23 protein-coding genes are annotated in these 26,307 nt (G+C 44.9%); 6 read left to right on the top strand and 17 right to left on the bottom strand.

Features of this window, described 5'->3' with window-relative positions:
* Positions 1–158: 158 nt before the first annotated feature.
* Both purH and purD read left to right on the top strand, forming a co-directional pair.
* Positions 159–1,751 (top strand): bifunctional phosphoribosylaminoimidazolecarboxamide formyltransferase/IMP cyclohydrolase, encoded by a 1,593-nt coding sequence (gene purH, locus E5A76_RS11440; protein WP_161119011.1) that lies wholly within the window; start codon positions 159–161, stop codon positions 1,749–1,751.
* Between the two features lie 118 nt (positions 1,752–1,869).
* On the top strand, positions 1,870–3,156 hold the full coding sequence (purD, locus tag E5A76_RS11435) for a phosphoribosylamine--glycine ligase (protein ID WP_161119010.1): 1,287 nt from the start codon (positions 1,870–1,872) through the stop codon (positions 3,154–3,156).
* Between the two features lie 66 nt (positions 3,157–3,222).
* On the opposite strand, the gene E5A76_RS11430 is transcribed toward purD, so the two are convergent.
* On the bottom strand, positions 3,223–3,909 hold the full coding sequence (locus E5A76_RS11430) for a DUF1481 domain-containing protein (RefSeq protein ID WP_237459260.1): 687 nt from the start codon (positions 3,907–3,909) through the stop codon (positions 3,223–3,225).
* Between the two features lie 43 nt (positions 3,910–3,952).
* Positions 3,953–4,225, bottom strand: a complete 273-nt coding sequence (gene hupA, locus E5A76_RS11425) for a nucleoid-associated protein HU-alpha (protein WP_008986039.1) — start codon at positions 4,223–4,225, stop codon at positions 3,953–3,955.
* A gap of 227 nt (positions 4,226–4,452) precedes the next feature.
* Between hupA and E5A76_RS11420 the strand changes: the two genes are divergently transcribed.
* The gene (locus tag E5A76_RS11420) at positions 4,453–5,514 is read left to right on the top strand and encodes a CNNM domain-containing protein (RefSeq protein WP_053987616.1); all 1,062 of its coding nucleotides are present in this window, start codon (positions 4,453–4,455) and stop codon (positions 5,512–5,514) included.
* A 57-nt stretch (positions 5,515–5,571) separates the two neighbouring features.
* Here E5A76_RS11420 and brnQ read toward each other — a convergent pair whose 3' ends face one another.
* The 3 genes from brnQ to E5A76_RS11410 form a co-directional block, all read right to left on the bottom strand.
* Positions 5,572–6,879: a branched-chain amino acid transport system II carrier protein gene (gene brnQ, locus E5A76_RS11415; RefSeq protein ID WP_161119008.1), complete on the bottom strand. Its 1,308-nt coding sequence runs from the start codon at positions 6,877–6,879 to the stop codon at positions 5,572–5,574.
* Positions 6,880–6,992: 113 nt separating this feature from the next.
* Positions 6,993–7,115: a hypothetical protein gene (locus tag E5A76_RS20675; RefSeq protein WP_262383654.1), complete on the bottom strand. Its 123-nt coding sequence runs from the start codon at positions 7,113–7,115 to the stop codon at positions 6,993–6,995.
* A gap of 349 nt (positions 7,116–7,464) precedes the next feature.
* A complete protein-coding gene (locus E5A76_RS11410; RefSeq protein ID WP_053987614.1) occupies positions 7,465–8,052 on the bottom strand; it encodes a YjaG family protein in 588 nt (195 codons plus the stop codon).
* A gap of 67 nt (positions 8,053–8,119) precedes the next feature.
* Between E5A76_RS11410 and E5A76_RS11405 the strand changes: the two genes are divergently transcribed.
* A complete protein-coding gene (locus E5A76_RS11405) occupies positions 8,120–9,031 on the top strand; it encodes a D-2-hydroxyacid dehydrogenase (protein WP_161119007.1) in 912 nt (303 codons plus the stop codon).
* Between the two features lie 32 nt (positions 9,032–9,063).
* Positions 9,064–9,645 carry a uracil-DNA glycosylase family protein gene (locus E5A76_RS11400; protein ID WP_161119006.1) on the top strand — a complete coding sequence of 194 codons (582 nt, stop codon included), beginning with the start codon at positions 9,064–9,066 and terminating at the stop codon, positions 9,643–9,645.
* 77 nt (positions 9,646–9,722) lie between these two features.
* Here the strand turns inward: E5A76_RS11400 and E5A76_RS11395 are convergent, their stop codons facing one another.
* The 3 genes from E5A76_RS11395 to nudC all read right to left on the bottom strand — a co-directional run bounded on the left by E5A76_RS11395 (position 9,723) and on the right by nudC (position 12,507).
* A complete protein-coding gene (locus E5A76_RS11395) occupies positions 9,723–10,271 on the bottom strand; it encodes a C40 family peptidase (protein ID WP_161119005.1) in 549 nt (182 codons plus the stop codon).
* A 272-nt stretch (positions 10,272–10,543) separates the two neighbouring features.
* On the bottom strand, positions 10,544–11,611 hold the full coding sequence (gene hemE, locus E5A76_RS11390) for a uroporphyrinogen decarboxylase (RefSeq protein WP_053987610.1): 1,068 nt from the start codon (positions 11,609–11,611) through the stop codon (positions 10,544–10,546).
* 125 nt (positions 11,612–11,736) lie between these two features.
* Entirely contained in the window at positions 11,737–12,507 is a 771-nt protein-coding gene (nudC, locus tag E5A76_RS11385; RefSeq protein WP_161119004.1) for an NAD(+) diphosphatase, read from the bottom strand.
* Positions 12,508–12,657: 150 nt separating this feature from the next.
* Between nudC and rsd the strand changes: the two genes are divergently transcribed.
* Entirely contained in the window at positions 12,658–13,143 is a 486-nt protein-coding gene (gene rsd, locus E5A76_RS11380; protein ID WP_107167344.1) for a sigma D regulator, read from the top strand.
* Between the two features lie 173 nt (positions 13,144–13,316).
* Here rsd and rpoC read toward each other — a convergent pair whose 3' ends face one another.
* The 9 genes from rpoC to E5A76_RS11335 all read right to left on the bottom strand — a co-directional run.
* Complete coding sequence (gene rpoC / locus E5A76_RS11375) at positions 13,317–17,534, bottom strand: DNA-directed RNA polymerase subunit beta' (RefSeq protein ID WP_053987607.1); 4,218 nt, start codon at positions 17,532–17,534, stop codon at positions 13,317–13,319.
* A gap of 100 nt (positions 17,535–17,634) precedes the next feature.
* Positions 17,635–21,660 (bottom strand): DNA-directed RNA polymerase subunit beta, encoded by a 4,026-nt coding sequence (gene rpoB, locus E5A76_RS11370; protein WP_107167345.1) that lies wholly within the window; start codon positions 21,658–21,660, stop codon positions 17,635–17,637.
* 225 nt (positions 21,661–21,885) lie between these two features.
* Positions 21,886–22,251, bottom strand: coding sequence for a 50S ribosomal protein L7/L12 (gene rplL, locus E5A76_RS11365; RefSeq protein WP_044179125.1), 366 nt, complete (start codon positions 22,249–22,251; stop codon positions 21,886–21,888).
* A 59-nt stretch (positions 22,252–22,310) separates the two neighbouring features.
* Positions 22,311–22,805 (bottom strand): 50S ribosomal protein L10, encoded by a 495-nt coding sequence (gene rplJ, locus E5A76_RS11360; protein WP_053987605.1) that lies wholly within the window; start codon positions 22,803–22,805, stop codon positions 22,311–22,313.
* A gap of 235 nt (positions 22,806–23,040) precedes the next feature.
* Complete coding sequence (rplA, locus tag E5A76_RS11355; RefSeq protein ID WP_008986026.1) at positions 23,041–23,745, bottom strand: 50S ribosomal protein L1; 705 nt, start codon at positions 23,743–23,745, stop codon at positions 23,041–23,043.
* 4 nt (positions 23,746–23,749) lie between these two features.
* Positions 23,750–24,178, bottom strand: coding sequence for a 50S ribosomal protein L11 (gene rplK / locus E5A76_RS11350; RefSeq protein ID WP_008986025.1), 429 nt, complete (start codon positions 24,176–24,178; stop codon positions 23,750–23,752).
* A gap of 125 nt (positions 24,179–24,303) precedes the next feature.
* Positions 24,304–24,849: a transcription termination/antitermination protein NusG gene (gene nusG, locus E5A76_RS11345; RefSeq protein ID WP_008986024.1), complete on the bottom strand. Its 546-nt coding sequence runs from the start codon at positions 24,847–24,849 to the stop codon at positions 24,304–24,306.
* 11 nt (positions 24,850–24,860) lie between these two features.
* On the bottom strand, positions 24,861–25,238 hold the full coding sequence (gene secE / locus E5A76_RS11340) for a preprotein translocase subunit SecE (protein WP_005372715.1): 378 nt from the start codon (positions 25,236–25,238) through the stop codon (positions 24,861–24,863).
* Between the two features lie 241 nt (positions 25,239–25,479).
* The coding region (locus E5A76_RS11335) for an elongation factor Tu (protein ID WP_161119003.1) at positions 25,480–26,307 on the bottom strand (828 nt) is incomplete at its 5' end.

Below are 26,307 nucleotides of genomic sequence, written 5' to 3'. Positions count from 1 at the left end.
TACGCACATAATGACCATTATTGATAAATCGCTGTTGCCGTCACCACCTCTTCATAGATGTGATGAAACTCAGGATATTTCCCAAACCCAATTTGGTAAACCTCAGCTTGGCCTTGGGAAATATTCTATTCACCGTGTAATTAAAAGAGATAGTAGCAATGGAAAACGCTCGTCCTATTCGCCGTGCGCTGATCAGCGTATCAGACAAAACAGGTATTGTGGAATTCGCACAGGCTCTTGCCAACCGCGGCGTAGAAATCTTATCTACTGGCGGTACCGCTCGTTTACTTGCCGAGAAAAACATTCAAGTCACTGAAGTTTCTGATTACACCGGTTTCCCTGAAATGATGGATGGCCGTGTTAAAACCCTTCACCCGAAAGTACATGGTGGCGTATTAGGTCGTCGTGGCACCGATGACGAAGTGATGGAAACACACGGTATCAACCCTATCGATATGGTAGTCGTTAACCTTTACCCATTCGCTGAAACAGTGGCTAAAGCTGGCTGTACTTTAGAAGACGCCGTTGAGAACATCGATATTGGTGGGCCAACAATGGTACGTTCTGCAGCGAAAAACCACAAAGATGTGACTATCGTGGTTAATGCACATGATTACGATCGCGTACTGACTGAAATGAGCGCAAACGATGGTTCGCTAACGCACGCAACCCGTTTCGATTTAGCGATTTCTGCATTTGAACACACTGCCGCTTACGACGGTATGATTGCTAACTACTTCGGTACTATGGTGCCATCATACGGTGACAATAAAGAAGGTGACGAGGAGTCTAAATTCCCACGCACTTTCAACCAACAGTTCGAGAAAAAACAAGACATGCGCTACGGTGAAAACAGTCACCAAGCAGCCGCATTCTATGTTGAAGCCAACCCACAAGAAGCATCTGTGGCAACAGCGACGCAACTTCAAGGTAAAGCACTGTCATACAACAACATCGCAGATACTGATGCGGCACTTGAGTGTGTGAAAGAGTTCGACCTACCAGCATGTGTGATTGTAAAACACGCTAACCCTTGTGGTGTTGCACTCGGTGCTAACTTGCTTGAAGCGTACGATCGCGCTTACAAAACAGACCCAACCTCTGCTTTTGGCGGCATCATCGCATTTAACGGTGAGCTTGATGCAGCAACGGCTCAAGCAATTGTTGATCGTCAATTCGTTGAAGTGATCATCGCACCGAAAGTATCAGCAGAAGCAGCAGCGGTTGTTGCAACCAAGAAAAACCTACGCCTACTTGAGTGTGGCGAATGGTCAACCAAGACAACTGGCTTTGACGTTAAACGAGTAAACGGTGGTTTACTGGTGCAAGACCGTGATCAAGGCATGGTATCACTAAGCGATTTAACCGTCGTCACCAAGCGTCAACCAACAGAAGAAGAGCTACGTGATGCACTATTTTGCTGGAAAGTGGCGAAATACGTGAAATCAAATGCGATTGTTTACGCCAAAGGTAACATGACCATTGGTGTCGGCGCAGGCCAAATGAGCCGCGTGTATTCTGCGAAAATTGCGGGCATTAAAGCTGCGGACGAAAACCTAGAAGTCGCAGGCAGCGTGATGGCATCTGATGCCTTCTTCCCATTCCGCGACGGTATTGATGCCGCAGCAGAAGCAGGCATCACCTGTGTTATCCAACCGGGTGGCTCAATGCGTGATGACGAAGTGATTGCCGCAGCCGATGAGCACGGCATGGCAATGGTGTTTACGGGCATGCGTCATTTCCGTCACTAATTCAGCAAGGCGTTAACGTCGGTTAGCGCCTTAGTCTTCTATTGAATCAATCAAAGTGTACTGTGATATCGTCTATGCTTAGGGCGTTAAAATTATTACTGTACGCAAAGGGAACATGATGAAAGTACTGATCATTGGTAATGGCGGTCGTGAGCACGCACTAGGCTGGAAAGTTGCGCAAAACCCGCAAGTAGAAACTGTATTTATTGCACCAGGCAATGCAGGTACGGCATTAGAGCCAAAGCTAGAAAATGTGGCAATTGGCATTGAAGATATTGCAGCGTTAGTTGAGTTTGCGCAAAACAACCAGATTGAGCTGACGATTGTTGGCCCAGAAGCCCCACTGGTTATTGGTGTGGTTGATGCCTTCCGTGCAGCAAAGCTGCCTATTTTTGGCCCAACAGAAGCAGCAGCTCAACTTGAAGGCTCTAAAGCATTTACGAAAGACTTTCTTGCACGCCACAACATTCCAACGGCGGAATACCAAAACTTTACTGAAATCGAACCTGCCCTTGCTTACTTAAAGCAAAAAGGCGCACCGATTGTAGTAAAAGCAGACGGCTTAGCGGCAGGTAAAGGCGTTATCGTTGCGATGACCGAGCAAGAAGCGGAAGATGCAGTACGAGACATGTTAGCTGGCAATGCCTTTGGCGAAGCTGGTCACCTTGTGGTTATCGAAGAATTCTTAGATGGTGAAGAAGCCAGTTTCATCGTAATGGTAGACGGTAAAAACGTTCTACCTATGGCCACCAGCCAAGATCATAAACGTGTCGGTAATGGCGATACTGGCCCTAACACTGGCGGTATGGGTGCGTACTCTCCAGCCCCTGTCGTGACACAAGAAATCCACGATCGTGTGATGAAAGAAGTGATCTACCCAACCGTTGAAGGTATGGCTGCAGAAGGCGCACCTTACACAGGTTTCCTTTATGCCGGCCTGATGATCATGAGCGATGGTACGCCAAAAGTGATCGAATATAACTGTCGTTTTGGCGATCCTGAGACCCAACCAATCATGCTACGTATGCAGTCTGATTTGGTTGAGCTATGTTTAGCGGCGATTGATGAAAAACTCGATACCGTTGAATCAAAGTGGGATCCACGTGCGGCTATCGGTGTTGTATTGGCTGCGGGCGGCTACCCTGCAAGCTACAACAAAGGTGATGTCATTTCAGGGTTGCCACAACAAGAAGTGGCAGGCGAGAAAGTCTTCCACGCTGGCACAACGAACAATGAAGGCGATATCGTCACTAACGGTGGTCGTGTGCTGTGTGCAACCGCAATGGGTGACTCGGTACTAGAGGCTCAACAACGCGCTTATGCATTGGCAAAACAAATCTCATGGGATGGCATGTTCCATCGTGATGATATTGGCTACCGTGCTATTGCCCGTGAGCAACAATAAACTCGCTCTTTCCCCCAGAGTACAAAACGCGCTGTCTTAAGCGCGTTTTTCTTTTCTATCAGAGAATTAATCAGCTAGCTCAATCAGCTTGGGCGCATATAAACAGCTATGACTATCTATCTGTGGCAATACTTGCTGGACAGTGAATCGCCCCTGACTCTCTTTGCCTATTGCCGCCCAATAACCATTTGGCGCAGAAGACGCTAACAATGCAGGATCGGAGACACGTAACGGCTGATGTGTTGCACAAGACATTAACTGCTGCTGTTGCCAATAGCCTTGTACAAAGCGTTGCTGCTTTCTGTCTAATCTTGCTATTCGCTGGCGTAATAAATCACTACGTTGCTTTAATAGCGCAATCTCACTCATGGTAACAGGCAAAATATGCTCGGCTTCTTTATAACGCTGAAAAACAGCTAAACCTTGGCTATCAAAACGCAGTTGCAATGAAAATGGCACTAACTGACCATCCACTCGCTTTGTTCCCCGCTGTAACAGCGTTATCAGCTTACCTGACTGCCATTGATAGTCACTTTGATAATCACCTTGCTTGTCAGTGTAAACACGCTCACCAAGCCGTTCAGGCTGCGCCTGACGAGATGAATACCAATAGACAGCCGTACTGTCAGCATGATGCTCAGCCACATTGATGGTAGTGATAGGTAGCGCAGTAGTGTCAGCGAGGTTACCAGCGATACACCCAGAGAGAGCAAAAGGAAGAAGAGATATAAGAAGTAATGAAACTCGGGACATAAAAAAACCGCCAGACGAGATACTCATTCTGGCGGAATCACAATTACTTCAATGCATCTTTAAGTGCTTTACCAGCAACGAACGCAGGAACGTTAGCTGCAGCAATTTGAATTTCAGCACCTGTTTGTGGGTTACGGCCAGTGCGTGCTGCACGGTGGTTTACTTTAAATGTACCAAAGCCAATTAGTTGAACCTGGTCGCCTTCTTTTAGCGCATCAGTAATGCCGTCAAGAGTTGATTCCAAAGCTGCTTTAGCTTGTGCTTTAGATAGATCCGCTTTTTCTGCGATCAGGTCAATCAGTTGGGTCTTGTTCATTAGGTTTCCCTTCTAAGGTTTTTTCGTAAGACGGGACAACTCTAATTCAAAAGAAGCCCGTGTGGCAAAGGTTTGTCTGCTTTAATCGACTCAGGTGCGGACTCTTTAACCACAATCTGAGCGCAAGTTCACAAAATGTTACTAAAAACCACATGAAAACAGTTGTATTTATTCTGCCCAGCCCCGATTAATATAGCGAATATTCGCTAATTTACTGATAGGTTGACATGGTACTCCTTACGATTTACATCACCGTTGCGATTGGTGTTTCGTTTATTTGTTCCGTATTAGAAGCGGTATTGCTTAGTATTTCACCAAGCTATATCGCCACATTACGTCAGCAAAACCACCCTGCTGCGGCAAAACTGACGGCATTAAAAGACAATATAGACAGGCCATTAGCCTCTATTCTGACGCTAAACACCATCGCTCACACCATTGGTGCAGCAACAGCAGGTGCACAAGCCACTATCGTTTTCGGTAGTGAATGGCTAGGTGTATTCTCTGGTGTCTTAACCATTGGTATCTTATTACTGTCTGAAATTGTGCCAAAAACCATTGGTGCAACGTACTGGCGTCAGCTTGCACCACTAACGGCAAGCATGCTGCGTTGGATGGTACTACTGCTGATCCCACTGGTATGGGTTTCAGAGCAAATTACTCGTCGTCTATCTCGCGGTCATGAACAACCAAAACTGCGTGACGAGATCTCGGCAATGGCACTGCTTGCACACGAATCAGGTGAATTAGGCGAAGGTGAATCAAAAATCCTAACCAACCTGCTGCAATTCCGTGATGTCAGCGTGACAAAAATCATGACACCACGTCCGGTATTGTTCCGTGTCGATGCAGAGCAAACCATTAATGAGTTTCTCTCTAAGCATAAAGACAGCCCGTTCTCTCGCCCACTGGTTTACAGTGAGCAAAGCGACAATATCGTTGGTTTCGTACACCGCTTAGAGCTATTCGCTGAAAGCCAAGCAGGTAAAGGCGGTCAAGAACTGGGAGCGCTAATGCGTCCACTGCCAGTGATCATGAATACCGTCAGTGTACCAAAAGCCTTTGAACGTCTGATGCAAGAACGCTCCCAGCTGATCTTAATCGTTGATGAATACGGTACTGTTCAAGGTCTGGTAACCCTAGAAGACATCTTTGAAAGCCTCGTTGGCGAAGAGATTGTCGATGAAGCTGATAAGAACACCGATATGCAGCAACTGGCTTTCCAACGTTGGGAAAAGTGGAAGAAAAAGCACGGCGTTATTGAAAATAATGATGAAGATGACAAGTAATCATTAAGCATAAAAAAGGGACCTCCGGGTCCCTTTTTTGTTATCGCTAAAATGTGGTTAACACTCTTTGGCAAGCGTTCGACGTCCCGCTCTAGCACGATGCATCACCAATCCAGCCACCAGCGTCAACATTGTTGGTAAAATCCAGCCTGCGTAATAATGATATAACGGCAAATTCGCTTCTAATACTTGATCAATATGCGCAGGCATCGCTTCAAGAATATGTGCGGCATCAATACAGCCAAACACCAATGCTACCGCTAGCGTTGCCAAAACCATATTTTGTGATAACTGATGGCGTAGCGGTGCAATCATTAATAATGCAATCGCAATTGGATGTAATGCCACAACTACAGGCAAGGTCACTTTCAATAACTGTGATAAGCCTACATTGGCAATGATCCCAGATAACACCAAAATCACAATCACACTTTTACGGTAAGTCACAGGCTTAAAAGTACGACTATAGAACTCACTGCCCGCTGTTGTCACACCAATCGCCGTCGTTAAACACGCCAGTACCAACACAATACCTAGCAATAGCGTACCAAACATACCAAAGTGAGCATTTGTAAACGCAGTTAAGATCTCACCACCATTCGTGAAGTTCAAACCAAGATCTTCACTTGTCACACCGATATAGGCCAAGGATAAATACACTAACGCCATCGCACTTGAATACATTAAAGCTGCAATAAAGGTGTATTTAGCTATCGCTTTAGGCTCTTTAACCCCCATTCCCTCAATGGCACGGAAGATCACCCAACCAAAACCAATCGAGCCTAACGCATCCATAGTCATATAACCTTGGGTTAAGCCTTCAGCCATCGCGCCTGTCGCATAAGCACCAGTCGCATCTGTCACATAACCTGATGGGTATAACAGCGCAGTGATAGCCATCACACCGAGGATCGTTAGCAACACTGGTGTTAACCACTTACCTAATGTATCCACCAGCTTACCCGGGTAAAGTGAGAATAAAATAGCAATAACACAGAAAGCGGCAGAGAAAGGAATAAGTCCAGCATCCCCCATAAACGGAGCTAAGCTAAACTGATATGCCACGGTAATGGTTCGCGGAATAATAAACGCAGGACCAATCACAATGAACAACATGACCCAAAAGCTAGTTGCTAATGGTTTAGGTAGTGCTGCTGTTAAATTATCAGAACCACGTACCCAAGCGACAATCACCAGTGCAATGGCAGGTAAACCCACACCTGTAAGCAAAAAGCCCAGCATGCCACTTAGGAAATTATCACCTGCTTGGTAGCCCAAAAAGGGAGGGAAAATTAGGTTACCTGCGCCCAAATACATGGCGAAGGTCATAAAGCCTAAAGCGGCTATATTGCGTGCACTTAACATAGTATTCCTTTGATTGTGACTTTCAGCTTGGAGGAAGCGAGACGGGAAATGTTTCAAAGGCCTATCAGCTTCTTCGCAAGCTGACAGTAATGTTTAAATGTAGGCTGCCAGCTCTAAATACGTGTTAGAGAGAGCATGAGGAGTTGACGTGTATTGTCTGCACACATTGCATATTGTGCAGCCACTTTACGCTCGTAAGAACAAGTAACGTATGTCATTGCTGATAATGTCTGCATTGTTCCTCCTCGTGAATAAACCGTTAATGCCATAAACAATGTGTTTTGACGTGCTACTGTTATAAACGTCTATGGGATTGGATTACAATAGCCAAAATAAAATAAGTGGAATGGTGCAAACCTAAACCAACAAGCAGTCATATAAACTGCTTTTAAACATTAAATCCAGAACAATAAACTTTACAAAAACCAAACATAACAATACAAATGGTAAACATTTGTAGATTTAGTAATCTTTTATACGTAATTTTGCTTATATATCGAAATATATTTCGGTGATAAATAAATCATTTTCCCTAGATACAAAAAAAGAGCCCTTAGGCTCTTTTTTATAAATAGAGAACATCACTTACAGCTCGATACCAATGTTACTCACTGGTTCATCACGTAGCTCTGCACGTAGGTCTTTGATCAGTTCAATATCACGGGTTTCAGCTGCTTTTAATGCGCGGAAGATAGCCCACTGGGTATCCCACTCTGCACATACCGCTTCATTTTCTTTTTGATTATCGTTAGTGATTTCAATACCCGTTTGCGCGTATTCTAAGTTCGCTACCGTCTCTACAGATAATGCACTTAGCTTGATCACGGTTTCCATCATCAGATCACGATCCAACATAGCATGAAGAAGATCCGCCAACGCCACACATGCATCAATCGCAGGGCTTACCGCATAAATATCAAAATCATCTTCACTTGGAACCATGTCTTCTAGTTTCTCTAGTTGGTTCTCAAAGTTGATCTTGGCATTTTTAACCGTCAGGATTTCCCAAATACTGTCTAGGATCACTCGATATTTATGTGAATCCGCAAACTCCGTTTCTGCACAGAAAAACACGTAGTTTGGGTACATGCGTTCACATAAAGACACCATAAAAGTCAGGTGCTGCCATGGTTCTAATTTTTCTAAACGTAACTGGATCGGATTTTTTAGCATGGGATAATCTACAGTAGTGATTTGGGGTGAAGTTTACTTGATAAACGGATAAGGCAAAAGGAAAAGCATGATCAAAGTTTCAGTAATATCTAAGCAACAACAACGTTATACCGAATTATTGGCACAAGCCCAGTTACCGGATCTTTGCTTAACCGAGGATCCTTCGCAAGCTAGCGTAATTCTAGCGGATCCTCCTTTGATCGCAAACCAACTCCATCAATTCACCCAATTAAAATGGTTACAATCGACATTTGCAGGTATTGACGCTTTAATCCAGCCAGACTTACGCCAAGATTATTTACTCACCAATATTAAAGGCTGTTTTGGTCACTTGATCGGGGAATATGTGATTAGCCAATGTCTTAACTACTACCGTCATTTTCCACAATACCAACAGCAACAACAGCAAGCACTGTGGCAACCGATCCCATACCAATCATTAAGTGCAAAAACCATGGTGATCATCGGCACAGGCAGTATCGGTTGTACCTTAGCAACTATCGCTAGTGCCTTTAACTGCCGCATTATCGGGGTTAATCGAAGCGGTGAAAGCTCTGCTAATGCATTTGATGCCATTTACCCAATAACGCAGCTCAGTGATGCGCTCAATAATACCGATATCATCGTTTCAACCTTGCCTGCAACCGCACAAACCTGCGATCTTTTCAGCAGTACTATCTGGTCAGGATGCCATCAAGCACTCTTTTTTAATGTCGGTCGCGGAAATACGGTAATTGAAAGTGATCTCATCAAAGCGCTTGATACTAATCACCTAGCTCATGCCTATTTAGATGTCTTTAAACAAGAACCACTCCCTGAAGATCATCTGTTTTGGCATCATCCAAAGATCAGCATCACGCCACATATTGCAGCAGAAAGCTTTCCAGAACAGGTCGTTGAGATATTTAAAACCAATTACCTACGCTTTCACCAGCAACAAAAGCTAGATTATCTTATTGATTTCAAAGATGGATATTAAAAATGCAACTATTTTTGAATGGTAATATTTAAATGACACAAGTTGATAACTTATGCGATCTCATTAAATGCTGTGAGATCTGTAAAGATCACCTAGAGCCGCGCCCAGTGATTCAATTTAGCCCAAATGCCAAGCTATTACTTATCGGGCAAGCACCAGGATTAAAAGTTCATCAAACAGGGATCCCATTTAATGATCCTAGCGGTGATCGTCTACGGCAATGGTTAGGGCTGGATAAAGACACCTTTTATAACCCAGAGCGCATTGCCATCATGCCGATGGGATTGTGTTATCCAGGAAAAGGCAAAACAGGGGATTTACCGCCTCGCCCAGAGTGCGCACCGCAGTGGCATCAGTCTGTGCTCGATCTTATGCCGAATATAGGAATGACATTGCTGATCGGGCAATATGCACAAAACTACTATTTACCAGATAAACCCAAAACGCTAACGGAAACCGTAAAGCAATGGCAGCAATGGGCACCACGTTATATTCCGTTGCCGCACCCATCACCTCGCAATGCGATTTGGCTGAAAAAGAATCCGTGGTTTGAGGCAGATGTCATCCCTTATATTCGCCAATACGTCCACCTGCATTTAGCCACTAAAGACTAACCTTGAGACATAAAAACCCACGCAATCACGTGGGTTTCACCTCTTTTCGCGTAGAACGATTGAACGTATATAAAAATCTATTTATTCAACCTTGTTCCGAACAGAAAACGCTCTCCCCAATAGTACTTATCATCTACATCACTAATAATCACCCCTTTTGAGGATGAGGTATGGAGCATTTTTCCATGACCTAAATAAATACCTACATGAGTAATAAAATTAGCGGTTTTATAAGAATTGTAATAGAACACCAAATCACCTCTTTTCAATTCAGAAAACGTTGGAATCACCAAACCAAATCGTGCTTGTTGTTGAGATGAGTGAGGTAGCTGAACACCGTATTTAGCATGAGCAGAATAGACTAAACCGGAGCAATCAATGCCCGTTTTATCAATTCCTCCCATCTTATGTTTGGTGCCTTTGAAGGACTCAGCATAAGTGATAACTTTCTCAAGATCGTAAGTAAAACACGCCTTTTCAATGCCATCGTTCTCAAATGCTAAAAGACGCTTTTTCACTTCCGGATCGGGGCAATGTTCGAGTTTTTGTTGAAAGCCCACACTCGATTGCGCCGTAAACGACATTAAGAAGGTAAGGATTAAAAAGTAAGTTACTTTTCTATTCATTGAGCTCATTATCTTCTTTCATTAGGCAAAAGCAGTGTCAAAACTTCATCCAAAGTGATCCACTTACCAACAGCATGATGTACTAGTCACCTATGCTGCACGCTAGTGCTAATGTACTTTAATCAGATAACGCTTTCGTATTTGCTGATAATAATTACGCTAAAGATCCCAAACAAATCTCACACAAGTATTCCATTACTTACATATAAAAAAACGCAGCCATGATGGGCTGCGCTTCTATCTTGTTGCTTTACGAGCTAAATATACCGATATTACTTATGATAAGGCTTAGACAGCTCATGTACTGCTTCAACGAACACACCCGCGTTCTCTGGCGGCACATCTAAGTGAATACCGTGACCTAAGTTAAAGACATGACCTGTACCTGCATCACCAAAGCCTTCAAGGATAGAGGCAACTTCTTGGCGAATACGCTCAGGTTGTGCGTAAAGAATCGATGGATCCATGTTACCTTGTAGAGCAACTTTATCACCGATACGACGTTTCGCTTCTGCGATATCAATAGTCCAGTCTAGACCTACGCCATCACAGCCTGTTGCTGCGATTTGCTCAAGCCACATACCGCCATTTTTAGTAAATAGCGTCACAGGTACACGACGACCATCGTTTTCACGAATTAAGCCATCCACAATCTTATGCATGTAACGTAGCGAGAACTCGTTGTAATCACGTGGCGTTAATACTCCGCCCCATGTATCAAATACCATGACAGCTTGCGCACCTGCTTTGATCTGCGCATTTAAGTACTCAGTCACGCTATCAGCTAACTTATCTAGCAATAGGTGTAATGTTTGCGGCTCTGCGTACATCATCTTTTTGATCTTAGTGAACGCTTTAGAGCTACCACCTTCAACCATGTAAGTCGCCAGCGTCCATGGGCTACCAGAGAAACCAATCAGTGGTACTTCACCTTGTAGATCATGACGGATTTGACGTACAGCATTCATTACGTATTGCAGTTCACCTTCCGGATCCGGTAAACCGATCTTCTCAACGTCAGCTTTACACTTAATTGGACGTTGGAATTTAGGACCTTCACCCGCTTCAAAGTACAAGCCAAGACCCATTGCATCAGGAATCGTTAAGATATCTGAGAACAAGATAGCAGCATCAAGCGGAAAACGCTTAAGCGGCTGAAGTGTTACTTCACTTGCTAGCTCAGCATTCTTACATAGCGACATAAAGTCACCCGCAACACTACGTGTTTCACGGTATTCTGGTAGATAACGACCTGCTTGGCGCATCATCCACACCGGTGTGTAATCAACAGGCTGCTTTAACAACGCACGTAGGTAGCGGTCATTCTTTAATTCGCTCATTTGAGACTCCATGGGTAAATTCTGCGCTTATTGTATCATTCATTACTTAGAACAAAAGAGAGCATATCTTATTCTATTAATAGGGAATAACGATACGATAACACGTTAAGTCTGATTGTTATTAATTACAGGTTAGTCGTAGAAGCAGACAATGTATGCTCTATTAATCGACGTGCTATTGTCCCTTGTGGCGGAAGCGGAGGTAAATGCGCCGCATCTGCCCATATTGCATCGGTAAGCTCTTCATAATCAGGTTTGATCTCGCCACCCGCATAGTCAGCAATAAAGCCTATCATAAGGTTAGAAGGAAATGCCCACGGCTGGCTGCCAAAATACTGAATATTCTTAACCCTAATGCCAGTCTCTTCCTGCACTTCGCGAGCAACACACTGCTCTAGGGTTTCACCGGTTTCAACAAAACCCGCAATCACCGTATACATACCGGTTTTATGGCGTGGATGCTGCGCTAATAAAATCTGCTTATTTTTACGTACCGCGACAATGATACAAGGCGATACACGAGGATAGTCAATTGCGCCACAGCCTTGGCATTGCATGGCTAATTGATCTGAGTGTAACTCTGCCTTACTGCCACAACGCCCACAAAAGCCTTGTTGGCTTAACATGTAAGATAACTGCAGCGCACGACCTGCCAGATTAAAAAGCATCGGATCAACATTGAGTAATTCCCGTAAACTATAAAAGTTATCAGCTGGAACATCCGCTTTCGCCTCTAACCAATAAACAGGATACTCATTAAAAGCCCCAATAACGCGACATGATAACGCATGTTCATCACACCAAGCGGGATCACGCAGCGGTAACGCATTATTTTCAAGCCAGATCTTTCCATTCTGAATAATGCAGCAATATGCCAAATTCTCATTTTTTAACATTTTTATTACTTTCTTCCTTGCAGGAGCTATTAATTACTGGCAATCTAAAGTTGAAACGAAGTAGTTATCCGAATAACGAGATCTCTTTATAAAGAGAAGGATCAAAGTCTATCGCTTTCACGATACAGACAAGATCATGAGGACGTGCTCATGCTTAGTAAATTCGAACAAGTCAAAAAAGAATGGGGCGGTCATAATGACGTCATTGATCAATGGCTGATGATGCGTCAACAACTGCTTATCGATTACTGTAAACTTGCAGGTCTTTCCCCAACTGAAGCGGCCAAAAACCGCCAACTTCCAACCGCATCTCAACTGACGTTATTTAATGAAGCCCTTGTTGATTACATTTCAGCAGGTCACTTCAAAATTTACGATAGCGTAATGGAACGCTGGCATCAAACAGGTTATTCACCTACCGAAGAAATTTCTGCACTCTACGCCAAAATTACCCTAACCACCGATCCACTGCTCAATTTCCATGACCGATACCATTCAATAAAGGATGATGATCTGCTCTCTCATTTTGATGATGATTTATCAAAAGTCGGTGAGCTTATGGAACTTCGCTTTGGGTTAGAAGATAAACTCATTGAGCTTATCAGCGACAGTCTATCCTGCCCGCCTGGCGCATAGAAACCACCAACCTTAATATTGTGGCAGCGTCGTCATGCTGCCACTTCATTATAAACTCTTCTCTTGTTCTTCTTATCTTAAGCATCCACCAGCTATTTATTTGATAATTGCTTTATTACAGGCAATAAAAAAGGCACCCCGAAGGATGCCTTTTAAATCAATTACGCTGAGAATTAATTCTCGTCGTTAAGACCTGCGTTTAGTAGCGCTGCAAGATCTTGAGAAGCTTGCTCTGCATCCACTTGTGGTGCTACAGGCTCAAGCTCAACGTCACGCTGCTGTTGACGACGTTGGTGGTAAGAGAAACCAGTACCCGCTGGGATCAGACGACCCACGATTACGTTTTCTTTCAGACCACGTAGGTCATCACGCTTACCAGAAACCGCAGCTTCTGTTAGTACGCGCGTTGTTTCCTGGAACGATGCAGCAGAGATGAATGACTCAGTCGCAAGCGATGCTTTAGTGATACCTAGTAAGTCACGAGAGTAACTTGCAGGTGTCTTACCTTCAGCTTCAAGCTGACGGTTAGCAATCGTTACGCGAGAGAATTCAACTTGCTCGCCTTCTAGGAACTCAGAATCACCTGCTGCTGTGATAGTTACCTTACGTAGCATCTGACGAACGATAGTTTCAATGTGCTTATCGTTAATCTTAACGCCTTGTAGACGGTAAACTTCCTGAACCTCGTTCACGATGTATTCAGCTACTGCGTGTACGCCACGTAGACGTAGAATATCGTGCGGAGTTTCTGGACCATCTGCAATTACATCGCCCTTCTCAACTTTTTCGCCTTCGAAAACGTTAAGCTGACGGTGCTTCAGGATCATCTCTTCGTACGGTTGACCTTCAGCTGGAGTGATGATCAAACGACGCTTACCTTTAGTCTCTTTACCGAAAGATACAGTACCTGTAATTTCAGCAAGGATCGCAGGCTCTTTAGGCTTACGAGCTTCGAACAAGTCAGCAACGCGTGGTAGACCACCCGTGATATCCTTGTTACCGCCAGATTTTTGCGGGATACGTGCAAGCGTATCACCGATACCAACCATAGCGCCGTCGTCAAGCTGAACAATCGCCTTACCTGGTAGGAAGTATTGAGCTGGCATTTCAGTACCAGGGATCATTACATCGTTACCATCTTCATCAACAAGTTTGATAGCTGGACGCATATCTTTACCTGCTGCTGGACGTGCTGCTGCATCAGTTACTTCGCTTGAAGATAGACCAGTTAGATCATCTGTTTGACGAGAAACTGTTACGCCGTCGATCATGTCAACGAACTGGATGCGACCTGCCACTTCAGTGATGATTGGCATGGTGTGCGCTTCCCAGTTTGCTACTGTTTCACCAGCAACAACTTCTGCACCGTCACCCTTGTTCAGGATCGTACCGTAAGTTAGTTTGTAGTTCTCTTTAGTACGGCCGAACTCATCAATGATGGTTAATTCAGCAGCACGAGATGTTACTACAAGCTTACCTGCATTGTTGGTTACGAACTTAGCATTGTGCAGCTTCATAGAACCTGTAGTTTTCACTACAACGCTATTATCTGCTGCCGCTGCTGATGCCGCACCACCGATGTGGAACGTACGCATTGTAAGCTGTGTACCTGGTTCACCGATTGACTGAGCAGCAACAACACCCACTGCTTCACCAGCGTTAACCAAGTGACCGCGAGCAAGGTCACGACCGTAACAGAACTTACAACAACCGAAGTCATTCTCACACGTTACAACAGAACGTACTTTAACTTGGTCTACAGAATTCGCTTCTAGGATCTCACACCACTTCTCATCAAGAAGCGTGTTACGAGGTGCTAGAACTTCTTCAGTACCAGGTTTTAGAACGTCTTCAGCAACAACACGACCAAGTACGCGGTCACCTAGTTGCTCTTTAACATCACCACCCTCGATTAGAGGCATCATAGTGATACCTGCGTGAGTGCCACAGTCATCAGTTGTAACAACAACGTCTTGAGCAACGTCTACTAGACGACGAGTCAGGTAACCTGAGTTCGCTGTCTTAAGTGCGGTATCCGCAAGACCCTTACGAGCACCGTGAGTAGAGATAAAGTACTGTAGTACGTTTAGACCTTCACGGAAGTTCGCTGTGATCGGTGTTTCGATGATTGAGCCATCCGGCTTAGCCATCAGACCACGCATACCAGCAAGCTGACGAATCTGAGCTGCAGAACCACGAGCACCAGAGTCGGCCATCATGTATACGCTGTTGAACGATTTTTGCTGCTCTTCTTCACCGTCACGGTTAATAACTGTGTCGAAAGACAGGTTATCCATCATCGCTTTAGCAACTTGTTCGTTCGCTGTCGCCCAGATATCGATAACTTTGTTGTAACGTTCACCAGCAGTTACAAGACCTGACTGGAACTGCTCTTGAATTTCAGCAACTTCTGCTTCAGCTTCTGCGATCTTAGTGTATTTAGCTGCAGGTACAACCATATCGTCGATACCAACAGATACACCAGAAAGTGCAGCGTAAGCAAAACCTGTGTACATGATTTGGTCAGCGAAGATAACAGTATCTTTCATGCCCAATTCACGGTAACAAGTGTTAAGAAGCTTAGAAATTTGCTTCTTACCTAGTGCTTCAGTGTTCACAAGGCTGTATGGCAGACCTTTCGGTACGATAGGCCATAGCATTGCACGACCAACAGTAGTATCAACTAGTTCAGTTTTCTCAACTAGGTTACCCTGCTCGTCTTTCACGTATTCTGTGATACGTACTTTAACGCGAGCGTGAAGCTCTGCCATCTTAGTACGGTATGCTTTCTCAGCTTCAGCTGGTCCAGCAAGGTACATGCCTTCACCTTTCGCGTTGATTTTCTCACGCGTCATGTAGTAAAGACCCAATACAACGTCCTGAGAAGGTACGATGATCGGATCACCTGATGCAGGTGAAAGAATGTTGTTTGTTGACATCATAAGCGCACGGGCTTCAAGCTGTGCTTCAAGAGTCAACGGCAAGTGAACCGCCATCTGGTCACCATCGAAGTCGGCGTTGTATGCCGCACACACAAGTGGGTGAAGCTGAATCGCTTTACCTTCGATTAGGATTGGTTCAAACGCCTGAATACCTAGACGGTGCAGTGTTGGTGCACGGTTAAGCATTACTGGGTGTTCGCGAATAACTTCGTCTAGGATATCCCAAACTACTGCTTCTTCACGCTCAACCATCTTCTTAGCAGCTTTGATTGTCGTCGCAAGACCACGAGTCTCTAGCTTACCGTAGATGAATGGCTTAAATAGCTCTAGTGCCATCTTCTTAGGAAGACCACACTGATGCAGACGTAGGTATGGACCTACTGTGATAACAGAACGACCTGAGTAGTCTACACGCTTACCAAGAAGGTTCTGACGGAAACGACCTTGTTTACCCTTGATCATATCAGCAAGAGATTTCAGAGGACGCTTGTTAGAGCCAGTGATAGCGCGGCCACGACGACCGTTATCTAGTAATGCATCAACAGATTCCTGAAGCATACGCTTTTCGTTACGTACGATAATATCAGGAGCAGCCAGGTCTAAAAGACGCTTCAGACGGTTGTTACGGTTGATTACACGACGGTAAAGATCGTTTAGATCTGAAGTCGCGAAACGGCCGCCGTCTAGTGGTACCAACGGACGTAGATCCGGCGGTAGAACTGGCAGTACAGACAGGATCATCCACTCTGGGTTGTTACCTGACTGTAGGAAAGCTTCAACTAGCTTAAGACGCTTAGTTAGCTTCTTACGCTTAGTTTCAGAGTTAGTTTCTTCTAACTCTTCACGCATGTTTTCGATTTCAGCGCTTAGGTCCATGTTACCTAAAAGTGCTTTAACCGCTTCTGCGCCCATCTTAGCGTCGAACTCATCGCCCCACTCTTCAAGTGCATCCAAGTACTGCTCTTCAGAAAGCAGCTGGCTACGCTCAAGGTTGGTCATACCTGGTTCGATTACTACATATGATTCGAAGTAAAGTACACGCTCGATATCACGTAGTGGCATGTCCATTAACAGACCGATACGAGATGGCAGTGACTTTAAGAACCAGATGTGAGCAACAGGTGAAGCAAGCTCAATGTGACCCATACGCTCACGACGTACTTTGGTCTGAGTAACTTCAACACCACATTTTTCACAGATAACACCACGGTGCTTCAGGCGCTTGTACTTGCCACAAAGACACTCGTAGTCTTTTACCGGGCCAAAGATACGTGCACAGAAAAGACCGTCACGCTCAGGCTTGAAGGTACGATAGTTGATTGTTTCTGGCTTCTTAACTTCACCAAAAGACCATGAACGGATCATGTCAGGTGAAGCTAGACCGATTTTGATTGCATCAAATTCTTCGGTCTTATGTTGTGCTTTCAGAAACTTAAGTAAGTCTTTCACATTCGGCTCCTGTGAGGAGTTGACCCATAAAGGCGCCAGTCTACTGGCGCCTTCATATTTATACCGGAGTAACTAATAAGTATAGGTGACTAACCTAGGCTTACTCGTCTTCCAGCTCGATGTTAATACCCAACGAGCGGATTTCTTTCAACAATACGTTGAATGATTCCGGCATACCTGGTTCCATACGATGATCACCGTCAACGATGTTCTTATACATCTTCGTACGGCCGTTAACGTCATCCGACTTAACGGTTAGCATTTCTTGAAGGGTGTATGCTGCGCCGTATGCTTCAAGCGCCCACACTTCCATCTCACCGAAACGCTGACCACCGAACTGAGCTTTACCACCCAGCGGCTGCTGAGTAACTAGGCTGTAAGAACCGGTAGAACGGGCGTGCATCTTGTCATCAACCAAGTGGTTCAGCTTAAGCATGTACATGTAACCAACAGTTACAGGACGCTCAAATGCATCACCAGTACGGCCATCAAACAACTTCAACTGACCAGATGTTGGTAGATCACCCAGTTTTAGCAACTCTTTGATTGATGCTTCTGGCGCACCATCAAATACAGGAGTTGCAATAGGTAGACCTTTACGAAGGTTTTGTACAAGTGTACGTACTTCGTCATCTGTTAGTGCAGCAACGTCTACTTTCTGACGAGTATCGCCTAGATCGTAAACTTTCTGTAGGAAGTTACGGAACTTGTGTAACTCCTGCTGCTCTTTCAGCATGTCGTTAAGTTTGTCACCGATACCTTTCGCCGCAAGACCTAAGTGAGTCTCAAGGATCTGACCGATGTTCATACGAGAAGGTACACCCAGTGGGTTCAGAACGATATCAACCGTTTGACCTTTCTCATCGTAAGGCATGTCTTCAACAGGGTTGATCTTAGAGATTACACCCTTGTTACCGTGACGACCCGCCATCTTATCACCCGGTTGGATGCGACGCTTAACAGCTAGGTATACTTTAACAATCTTAAGTACGCCAGGCGCTAGGTCATCACCTTGAGTGATCTTACGACGCTTAGATTCAAACTTCTTATCGAACTCAGCTTTCAGTTCATCATACTGCTCTGCAAGCTGTTCCAATTGGTTTTGTAGTGCTTCGTCGTCAAGCGTAACAGCGAATAGTGTATCGCGGTTCATTGAAGCAATCTTGTCTTCGCTGTAACCCGCAGATAGCAGAAGCGTACGAACACGAGCAAGAAGACCACCCTCAAGGATCTGGAATTCTTCTGTGATATCTTTCTTCGCTTCTTTCAGCTGCATCTCTTCAATTTCAAGAGCACGCTTGTCTTTCTCAACGCCATCACGAGTGAATACTTGTACGTCAATGATCGTACCAGTCACACTACCAGGAACACGTAAAGATGAATCTTTAACATCAGATGCTTTCTCACCGAAGATCGCACGTAGTAGCTTCTCTTCAGGTGTTAGTTGTGTTTCACCCTTAGGTGTCACTTTACCAACTAGGATGTCGCCACCCTTCACTTCAGCACCGATGTAAACGATACCTGACTCGTCCAACTTAGAAAGTGCTGCTTCACCCACGTTAGGGATATCGGCAGTAATTTCTTCAGAACCCAGCTTCGTATCACGTGCCACACAAGAAAGCTCTTGGATGTGGATAGTAGTGAAACGATCTTCCTGAACTACACGCTCAGAAACTAAGATGGAGTCCTCGAAGTTGTAACCGTTCCAAGGCATGAACGCGATACGCATGTTTTGACCAAGCGCAAGCTCACCAAGGTCTGTTGAAGGACCATCAGCAAGTACATCACCACGTGATACTGGCTCGCCAGGTAGCACGGTTGGACGCTGGTTAATACATGTGTTCTGGTTAGAACGCGTGTACTTAGTTAGGTTGTAGATGTCGATACCTGCTTCACCAGGGATCAACTCATCGTCGTTAACTTTGATAACGATACGAGAAGCATCTACAGACTGAACTGTACCACCACGTTTAGCTACAGCTGTAACACCAGAATCGACACCGATTTGACGCTCAATACCAGTACCTACTAGCGGCTTATCAGCACGGATAGTTGGAACTGCCTGACGTTGCATGTTCGCACCCATTAGGGCACGGTTAGCATCATCATGTTCTAGGAACGGGATCAGAGATGCCGCCACCGATACAACCTGGTTAGTTGCAACGTCCATGTACTGAACATGGTCACGTGGGTGCAGACCTGAATCACCTTTCTGACGAGCAGTGATCAATTCGTCAGCAAATGAACCGTCTTCGTTAAGCGCGGCGTTCGCCTGAGCAATAACGTATAGACCTTCTTCAATTGCAGATAGGTATTCGATTTCTTCTGAAACTTTTCCGTCTACCACTTTACGGTAAGGTGTTTCCAAGAAACCGTAAGGGTTACAACGCGCAAATACAGATAGCGAGTTGATCAGACCGATGTTTGGACCTTCAGGCGTTTCGATAGGACATAGGCGACCGTAGTGAGTCGCGTGTACGTCACGTACTTCGAAGCCAGCACGCTCACGAGTCAGACCACCTGGACCAAGCGCCGAGATACGACGTTTGTGAGTAACTTCTGACAGTGGGTTGTTCTGGTCCATAAACTGAGACAGCTGAGAAGAGCCAAAGAACTCTTTTACTGCCGCAGAAATAGGCTTAGCGTTAATTAAGTCTTGAGGCATGATTGCATCAAGATCGCCTAGGCTTAGACGCTCTTTTACAGCACGCTCAACACGTACTAGACCTACGCGGAATTGGTTTTCAGCCATTTCGCCAACAGAACGAATACGACGGTTACCTAGGTGGTCGATATCATCAACTTCACCTTTACCGTTACGAATATCGATCAGTTTACGCATAACATCAATGATGTCAGCGTGGTCTAGTGTACCTGGGCCAGTTGTCTCATCACGAAGAAGAGAGCTGTTGAACTTCATACGACCAACAGCAGACAGATCGTAACGATCTTCAGAGAAGAACAAGCTTTCGAAAAGTTGCTCTGCTGCTTCACGTGTTGGTGGCTCGCCAGGGCGCATCATACGGTAGATTTCTACTAATGCACTTAAACGGTCAGTTGTATTGTCGATACGTAGTGTATCTGACATGTAAGGACCGTGGTCTAGATCGTTCGTAAATAGAACGTCGATAGACTTGTGACCCGCCTGAGATAGAAGTGCTAATGCTTCCAGGCTTAATTCCTGGTTAGCCGCGACAATCAGTTCACCAGTATTTTCATCGATGTAATCACGTGATGCGATCTTGCCAACGATGTATTCAACAGGTACTTCGATGTGATCAACGCCGTCTTTGCCTAATTGGCGAATGTGACGAGCAGTGATGCGACGACCTTTCTCTACGTATACAGTGCCGTTTGCTTCGATATCAAAGCTTGCAGTTTCACCACGTAGACGATCCGGTACCAACTCCATAACAAGCGACTTGCCCTGAACTTCGAAATGAATCTTTTCGAAGAACATGTCAAGGATCTGATCTGTTGTGTAGTTAAGTGCACGAAGGATGATAGACGCAGGTAATTTACGACGACGGTCGATACGTACGAATACACTATCCTTAGGATCGAACTCGAAATCCAACCATGAACCACGGTAAGGGATTACACGAGCGTTATATAACACTTTACCTGAGGAGTGGGTCTTACCCTTATCGCTGTCGAAGAAGACACCCGGGCTACGGTGTAGCTGGGATACGATAACCCTCTCGGTACCGTTAATAACGAATGTACCGTTATCTGTCATGAGCGGAATTTCGCCCATGTAAACTTCTTGTTCTTTAATGTCTTTTACAGTGCCAGCCGGCGCGTCTTTATCGTACATGACAAGACGTAGCTTCACACGTAGTGGAGCAGAATAAGTTACGCCACGAATCTGACATTCTTTAACATCGAAGACCGGCTCACCGAGACGATAGCTAACGTATTGCAGCTCGGAATTGCCGTTATAGCTCTGGATTGGAAAAACAGAGCGAAAGGCAGCTTCTAGACCGTAATGCCCTTCTGGATCCTGCTCGATAAATTTTTGGAAAGAATCAAGCTGGATCGACAGCAAGTATGGAGCTTCCAAAACTTGCGGACGCTTACCAAAATCCTTACGGATACGCTTTTTCTCGGTATAAGAGTAAACCATAGGTTCCTCAGATCGCTGATAAGTGATCCAAACTACCCCAAAACAAACGGGGGTAGAGACTAAACTTTGTTTATGTGTAGGAATGACTCGGTGACATCAGAGTCATTTTTTGCTAGACAGTGGATACAAAACAAGGTGAAAAATACCACTACCCTACAGCGCAAAAAGGCCGGTGGCAATTTGCCACCAGCCAATAGCCTAAAAGGCTAGGAAATCAAATAATGATTATTTGATTTCAACAGAAGCACCAGCTTCTTCTAGTTGAGCTTTAAGAGCTTCAGCTTCAGCTTTCTCAACGCCTTCTTTTAGAGGTGCTGGAGCGCCGTCTACTACAGCTTTAGCTTCTTTAAGACCTAGGCCAGTTGCGCCACGTACTGCTTTGATTACAGCAACTTTGTTAGCGCCAGCAGCAGTTAGGATTACGTCGAATTCAGTTTGCTCTTCAGCTGCTTCTGCAGCTGCGCCGCCTGCTACAACTGCAGCTGCAGCAGTAACACCGAACTTCTCTTCCATAGCTTCGATTAGTTCAACAACTTGCATTACAGACATTTCTGCAACTGCGTCTAGGATTTGCTCGTTAGTGATAGACATAACAATTCTCTTTAAAAGTCAACAATAAGTTTAAATAGTAATCAGATAAAACTTTGCAATTAAGCAGCAGCTTCTTCTTTCTGATCACGTACTGCAGCGATAGTACGTACAAGTTTACCAGCAGACGCTTCTTTCATGCACATCATTAGGCGTGCGATAGCTTCGTCGTAAGTTGGTAGAGTTGCTAGTACTTCAACGTTTGCAACAGCGCCTTCAAATGCAGCTGCTTTGATCTCGAAATCTTTGTTCTCTTTAGCGAAGTCTTTGAAAAGACGCGCTGCAGCACCTGGGTGCTCGTTAGAGAAACCGATTAGTGAAGGACCAACGAAAACGTCTTTAAGACATTCGAAATCAGTACCTTCAACTGCACGGCGTGCTAGTGTGTTACGAACAACTTTCACGTATACGCCAGCTTCACGAGCTTGCTTACGTAAAGTAGTCATCGCACCCACAGTAACACCGCGAGAGTCAGCAACAACAGCAGAAAGTGCACCGTTGGCAGCTTCGTTGACTTCAGCAACAATTGCTTTTTTGTCTTGAAGATTTAATGCCATTGGATTTGCTCCTGGATTGTTTTACACCACTCACTGCCAAAATAGCAGGAGAGTCTTACGGCGCAGATCCAAGAAAGACATACATCAATCATGTTCTGGCACCGTCTACGTAGGTGAATTATTAAGTTCCGAAGAACACCTACGGTCTTTGACGGAGGCTAACTGCAAGCAATTAGCCCCAGCCACGAATTCGGAAGCGACAAATTATACACTAACTTATCGCTTCTGCAAATTATTACGCTACGTTAGTTTTCAGAGAGTTCTGATCTAACGCTACGCCTGCACCCATTGTAGTAGAGATGCTTACTTTCTTAATGAAAGTACCTTTAGCTGAAGAAGGCTTAGCTTTCTTCAGTGCAACTAGAAGAGCTTCTAAGTTCTCTTGTAGTTGAGCGGCTTCAAAGTCCACTTTACCGATAGTAGTGTGGATGATGCCGTTTTTGTCGTTACGGTAACGAACCTGACCAGCTTTAGCATTCTTAACTGCTTCAGCAACGTTAGGAGTTACAGTACCAACTTTAGGGTTTGGCATAAGACCGCGAGGACCTAGGATAGTACCTAGTTGACCAACAACGCGCATTGCATCTGGAGATGCGATAACTACGTCAAAGTTCATTTCGCCTTTCTTAACTTGCTCAGCAAGATCTTCCATACCCACTAGATCAGCACCAGCTTCTTTAGCAGCTTCTGCGTTAGCACCTTGAGTGAACACAGCAACACGGATATCACGACCAGTACCGTTTGGTAGTACAGTTGCACCACGTACGTTTTGGTCAGATTTACGTGCGTCAATGCCTAGGTTAACAGCAACGTCAACGCTTTCATTGAATTTAGCAGTAGCTAGTTCTTTAAGAAGAGCAACAGCTTCGTTGATTTCGTACTCACGAGTAGCATCAACTTTTTCACGGATAACGCGCATGCGCTTAGTCAGTTTAGCCATCTTATTAACCCTCTACCACTAGGCCCATTGAGCGAGCAGTACCAGCAATTGAACGCTTCATAGCTTCAATATCAGCACCAGTCATGTCTGCAGCTTTAGTCTCAGCGATCTCTTGGATCTGAGCGTCAGTTACAGTACCTACTTTCTCAGTGTTTGGACGACCTGAACCAGACTTAAGGCCAGCTGCTTTAAGCAGAAGAACTGCTGCAGGTGGAGTCTTAGTTACGAACGTGAAAGAACGGTCGCTGTATACTGTGATAACAACTGGAGTTGGAAGACCTTTCTCTAGAGAGTCAGTCTTAGCGTTGAACGCTTTACAGAATTCCATGATGTTAACACCGTGTTGACCAAGTGCTGGACCAACTGGTGGACTAGGGTTTGCCATACCAGCTGCAACTTGCAGCTTGATGTAAGCTTCTACTTTTTTAGCCATTGCTATTTACCTAAATTTGGGTTCAAACGTCTATTTTTAAACAAACAGACTCCCCGTCTAACGAAAGGGCGCGAAATTATAGCTTAATTCCACGCCCCTGACAATACAACTTGAACAGAATTTGATCAGTTCTTTTCGACTTGACCGAACTCTAGTTCTACTGGTGTTGCACGACCAAAGATCGATACAGAAACCTTAACACGGCTCTTATCGTAATCAACTGATTCAATTGTACCATTGAAGTCAGCAAATGGACCATCAGTCACACGTACCACTTCACCTGGTTCAAATACTGTCTTATGAACAGGAGACTCACTAGCTTGCTGTAGACGGTTTAGGATCGCGTCCGCTTCTTTATCAGAAATCGGAGCTGGACGATCAGATGTACCGCCAATGAAGCCCATAACACGTGGAATACTGCGTACTAGGTGCCATGTCTCGTCGTTCATTACCATGTTTACTAGCACGTAACCTGGGAAGAACTTACGCTCGCTCTTGCGGCGTTGGCCTGCACGTACTTCAACTACTTCTTCAGTAGGTACAAGAACTTCATCAAAGTGCTCTTCCATACCGTGCATTTTGATATGCTCGCGCAGTGACTGTGCAACTCGGCCTTCAAAACCAGAAAAAGCCTGTACTACATACCATCGTTTTTTTGGAGCTTCGCTCATGAATTCTTACCTCACACGCCGGTAACTAGGCGCACTAAACGGACCATAATGCCGTCGATACCCCAAAGGGCTAACGCCATCACTACAGTGACTGCTAGAACGATAAAGGTTGTCTGCGTAGCTTCCTGACGAGTAGGCCATACCACCTTGCGGACTTCCATGCGCGACTCACTTGCAAAACGAATCGCGGCTTTACCTTTTGCTGTAAATGCAGCGGTGATCCCAGCAACGGCTACAAGAGCAATTACTGCAGATGTGCGCAACACAACAGAAACATCACTGTACAGGTAATTACCAACCACAGCAGCAGCTAGCAAAGCAAAAACTACGACCCATTTCAGGCCATCCATTTTGCTTTCGCTTTCTTGGTTTTCGGCATTCGCATTCATACAACCAACCTGTAACTAGTCTTAATTTAGACGAAAATAACCCCGCTATTGCGAGGTCTTAGATGAAGAAAAAGGAGTAACCCTCTAATAACATTAGTAAAAAACTTCATCTTACGAAATTTCATTTCTAACACTTGAACAAAAAACACACGTTTTTATATTAAAGTGTAGAAAAAGGGCATCAAATGATGCCCTTTTTTGTGTACTGTCGTCAAATTAAATTCGACGGCTTTGCAGCAACTTAAGCAATGATAGTTGCAACAACACCAGCACCAACTGTACGGCCACCTTCACGGATAGCAAAACGTAGACCTTCGTCCATCGCGATAGGAGCGATTAGAGTAACAGTCATAGAGATGTTATCACCAGGCATTACCATTTCTACGCCTTCTGGTAGCTCGATAGTACCAGTTACGTCAGTTGTACGGAAGTAGAACTGTGGACGGTAACCTTTGAAGAATGGAGTGTGACGACCACCTTCATCTTTAGACAGAACGTAGATTTCTGAAGTGAAAGTTGTGTGTGGAGTGATTGAACCAGGCTTAGCTAGTACTTGACCACGCTCAACTTCGTCACGCTTAGTACCACGTAGTAGAACACCAACGTTCTCACCAGCACGGCCTTCGTCAAGAAGCTTACGGAACATCTCAACACCAGTACAAGTAGTCTTAGTAGTTGGCTTGATACCAACGATTTCTACTTCGTCACCTACAGTGATGATACCTTGCTCAACACGACCAGTTACTACTGTACCACGGCCTTGGATTGAGAATACGTCTTCGATTGGAAGGATGAACGGACGATCGATCGCACGCTCTGGCTCTGGGATGTAAGAATCTAGAGCTTCAGCTAGTTCGATGATCTTAGCTTCCCACTGCTCTTCGCCGTTTAGTGCGCCAAGTGCAGAACCCATGATTACTGGGCAGTCGTCGCCTGGGAATTCGTACTCAGATAGAAGTTCACGAACTTCCATTTCTACTAGTTCTAGTAGTTCTTCGTCATCAACCATGTCACACTTGTTCATGAACACGATGATGTAAGGGATACCAACCTGGCGACCAAGTAGGAT

Origin of the sequence: Photobacterium lucens (assembly GCF_009873615.1) — a bacterium.
In the GTDB taxonomy this organism is placed as follows: Bacteria; Pseudomonadota; Gammaproteobacteria; order Enterobacterales; family Vibrionaceae; genus Photobacterium; species Photobacterium lucens.
The sequence above is the reverse complement of the archived record's forward strand: the minus strand, read 5'-3'. Positions and strand labels throughout refer to the sequence as shown.

Excerpts from the sequence above, each read along its gene's own strand:
- purH (WP_161119011.1), top strand. The coding sequence starts at position 159 with ATGGAAAACGCTCGTCCTATTCGCCGTGCGCTGATCAGCGTATCAGAC.
- purD (WP_161119010.1), top strand. The coding sequence starts at position 1,870 with ATGAAAGTACTGATCATTGGTAATGGCGGTCGTGAGCACGCACTAGGC.
- E5A76_RS11430 (WP_237459260.1), bottom strand. The coding sequence starts at position 3,909 with ATGTCCCGAGTTTCATTACTTCTTATATCTCTTCTTCCTTTTGCTCTC.
- hupA (WP_008986039.1), bottom strand. The coding sequence starts at position 4,225 with ATGAACAAGACCCAACTGATTGACCTGATCGCAGAAAAAGCGGATCTA.
- E5A76_RS11420 (WP_053987616.1), top strand. The coding sequence starts at position 4,453 with ATGGTACTCCTTACGATTTACATCACCGTTGCGATTGGTGTTTCGTTT.
- brnQ (WP_161119008.1), bottom strand. The coding sequence starts at position 6,879 with ATGTTAAGTGCACGCAATATAGCCGCTTTAGGCTTTATGACCTTCGCC.
- E5A76_RS20675 (WP_262383654.1), bottom strand. The coding sequence starts at position 7,115 with ATGCAGACATTATCAGCAATGACATACGTTACTTGTTCTTACGAGCGT.
- E5A76_RS11410 (WP_053987614.1), bottom strand. The coding sequence starts at position 8,052 with ATGCTAAAAAATCCGATCCAGTTACGTTTAGAAAAATTAGAACCATGG.
- E5A76_RS11405 (WP_161119007.1), top strand. The coding sequence starts at position 8,120 with ATGATCAAAGTTTCAGTAATATCTAAGCAACAACAACGTTATACCGAA.
- E5A76_RS11400 (WP_161119006.1), top strand. The coding sequence starts at position 9,064 with ATGACACAAGTTGATAACTTATGCGATCTCATTAAATGCTGTGAGATC.
- E5A76_RS11395 (WP_161119005.1), bottom strand. The coding sequence starts at position 10,271 with ATGAATAGAAAAGTAACTTACTTTTTAATCCTTACCTTCTTAATGTCG.
- hemE (WP_053987610.1), bottom strand. The coding sequence starts at position 11,611 with ATGAGCGAATTAAAGAATGACCGCTACCTACGTGCGTTGTTAAAGCAG.
- nudC (WP_161119004.1), bottom strand. The coding sequence starts at position 12,507 with ATGTTAAAAAATGAGAATTTGGCATATTGCTGCATTATTCAGAATGGA.
- rsd (WP_107167344.1), top strand. The coding sequence starts at position 12,658 with ATGCTTAGTAAATTCGAACAAGTCAAAAAAGAATGGGGCGGTCATAAT.
- rpoB (WP_107167345.1), bottom strand. The coding sequence starts at position 21,660 with ATGGTTTACTCTTATACCGAGAAAAAGCGTATCCGTAAGGATTTTGGT.
- rplL (WP_044179125.1), bottom strand. The coding sequence starts at position 22,251 with ATGTCTATCACTAACGAGCAAATCCTAGACGCAGTTGCAGAAATGTCT.
- rplJ (WP_053987605.1), bottom strand. The coding sequence starts at position 22,805 with ATGGCATTAAATCTTCAAGACAAAAAAGCAATTGTTGCTGAAGTCAAC.
- rplA (WP_008986026.1), bottom strand. The coding sequence starts at position 23,745 with ATGGCTAAACTGACTAAGCGCATGCGCGTTATCCGTGAAAAAGTTGAT.
- rplK (WP_008986025.1), bottom strand. The coding sequence starts at position 24,178 with ATGGCTAAAAAAGTAGAAGCTTACATCAAGCTGCAAGTTGCAGCTGGT.
- nusG (WP_008986024.1), bottom strand. The coding sequence starts at position 24,849 with ATGAGCGAAGCTCCAAAAAAACGATGGTATGTAGTACAGGCTTTTTCT.
- secE (WP_005372715.1), bottom strand. The coding sequence starts at position 25,238 with ATGAATGCGAATGCCGAAAACCAAGAAAGCGAAAGCAAAATGGATGGC.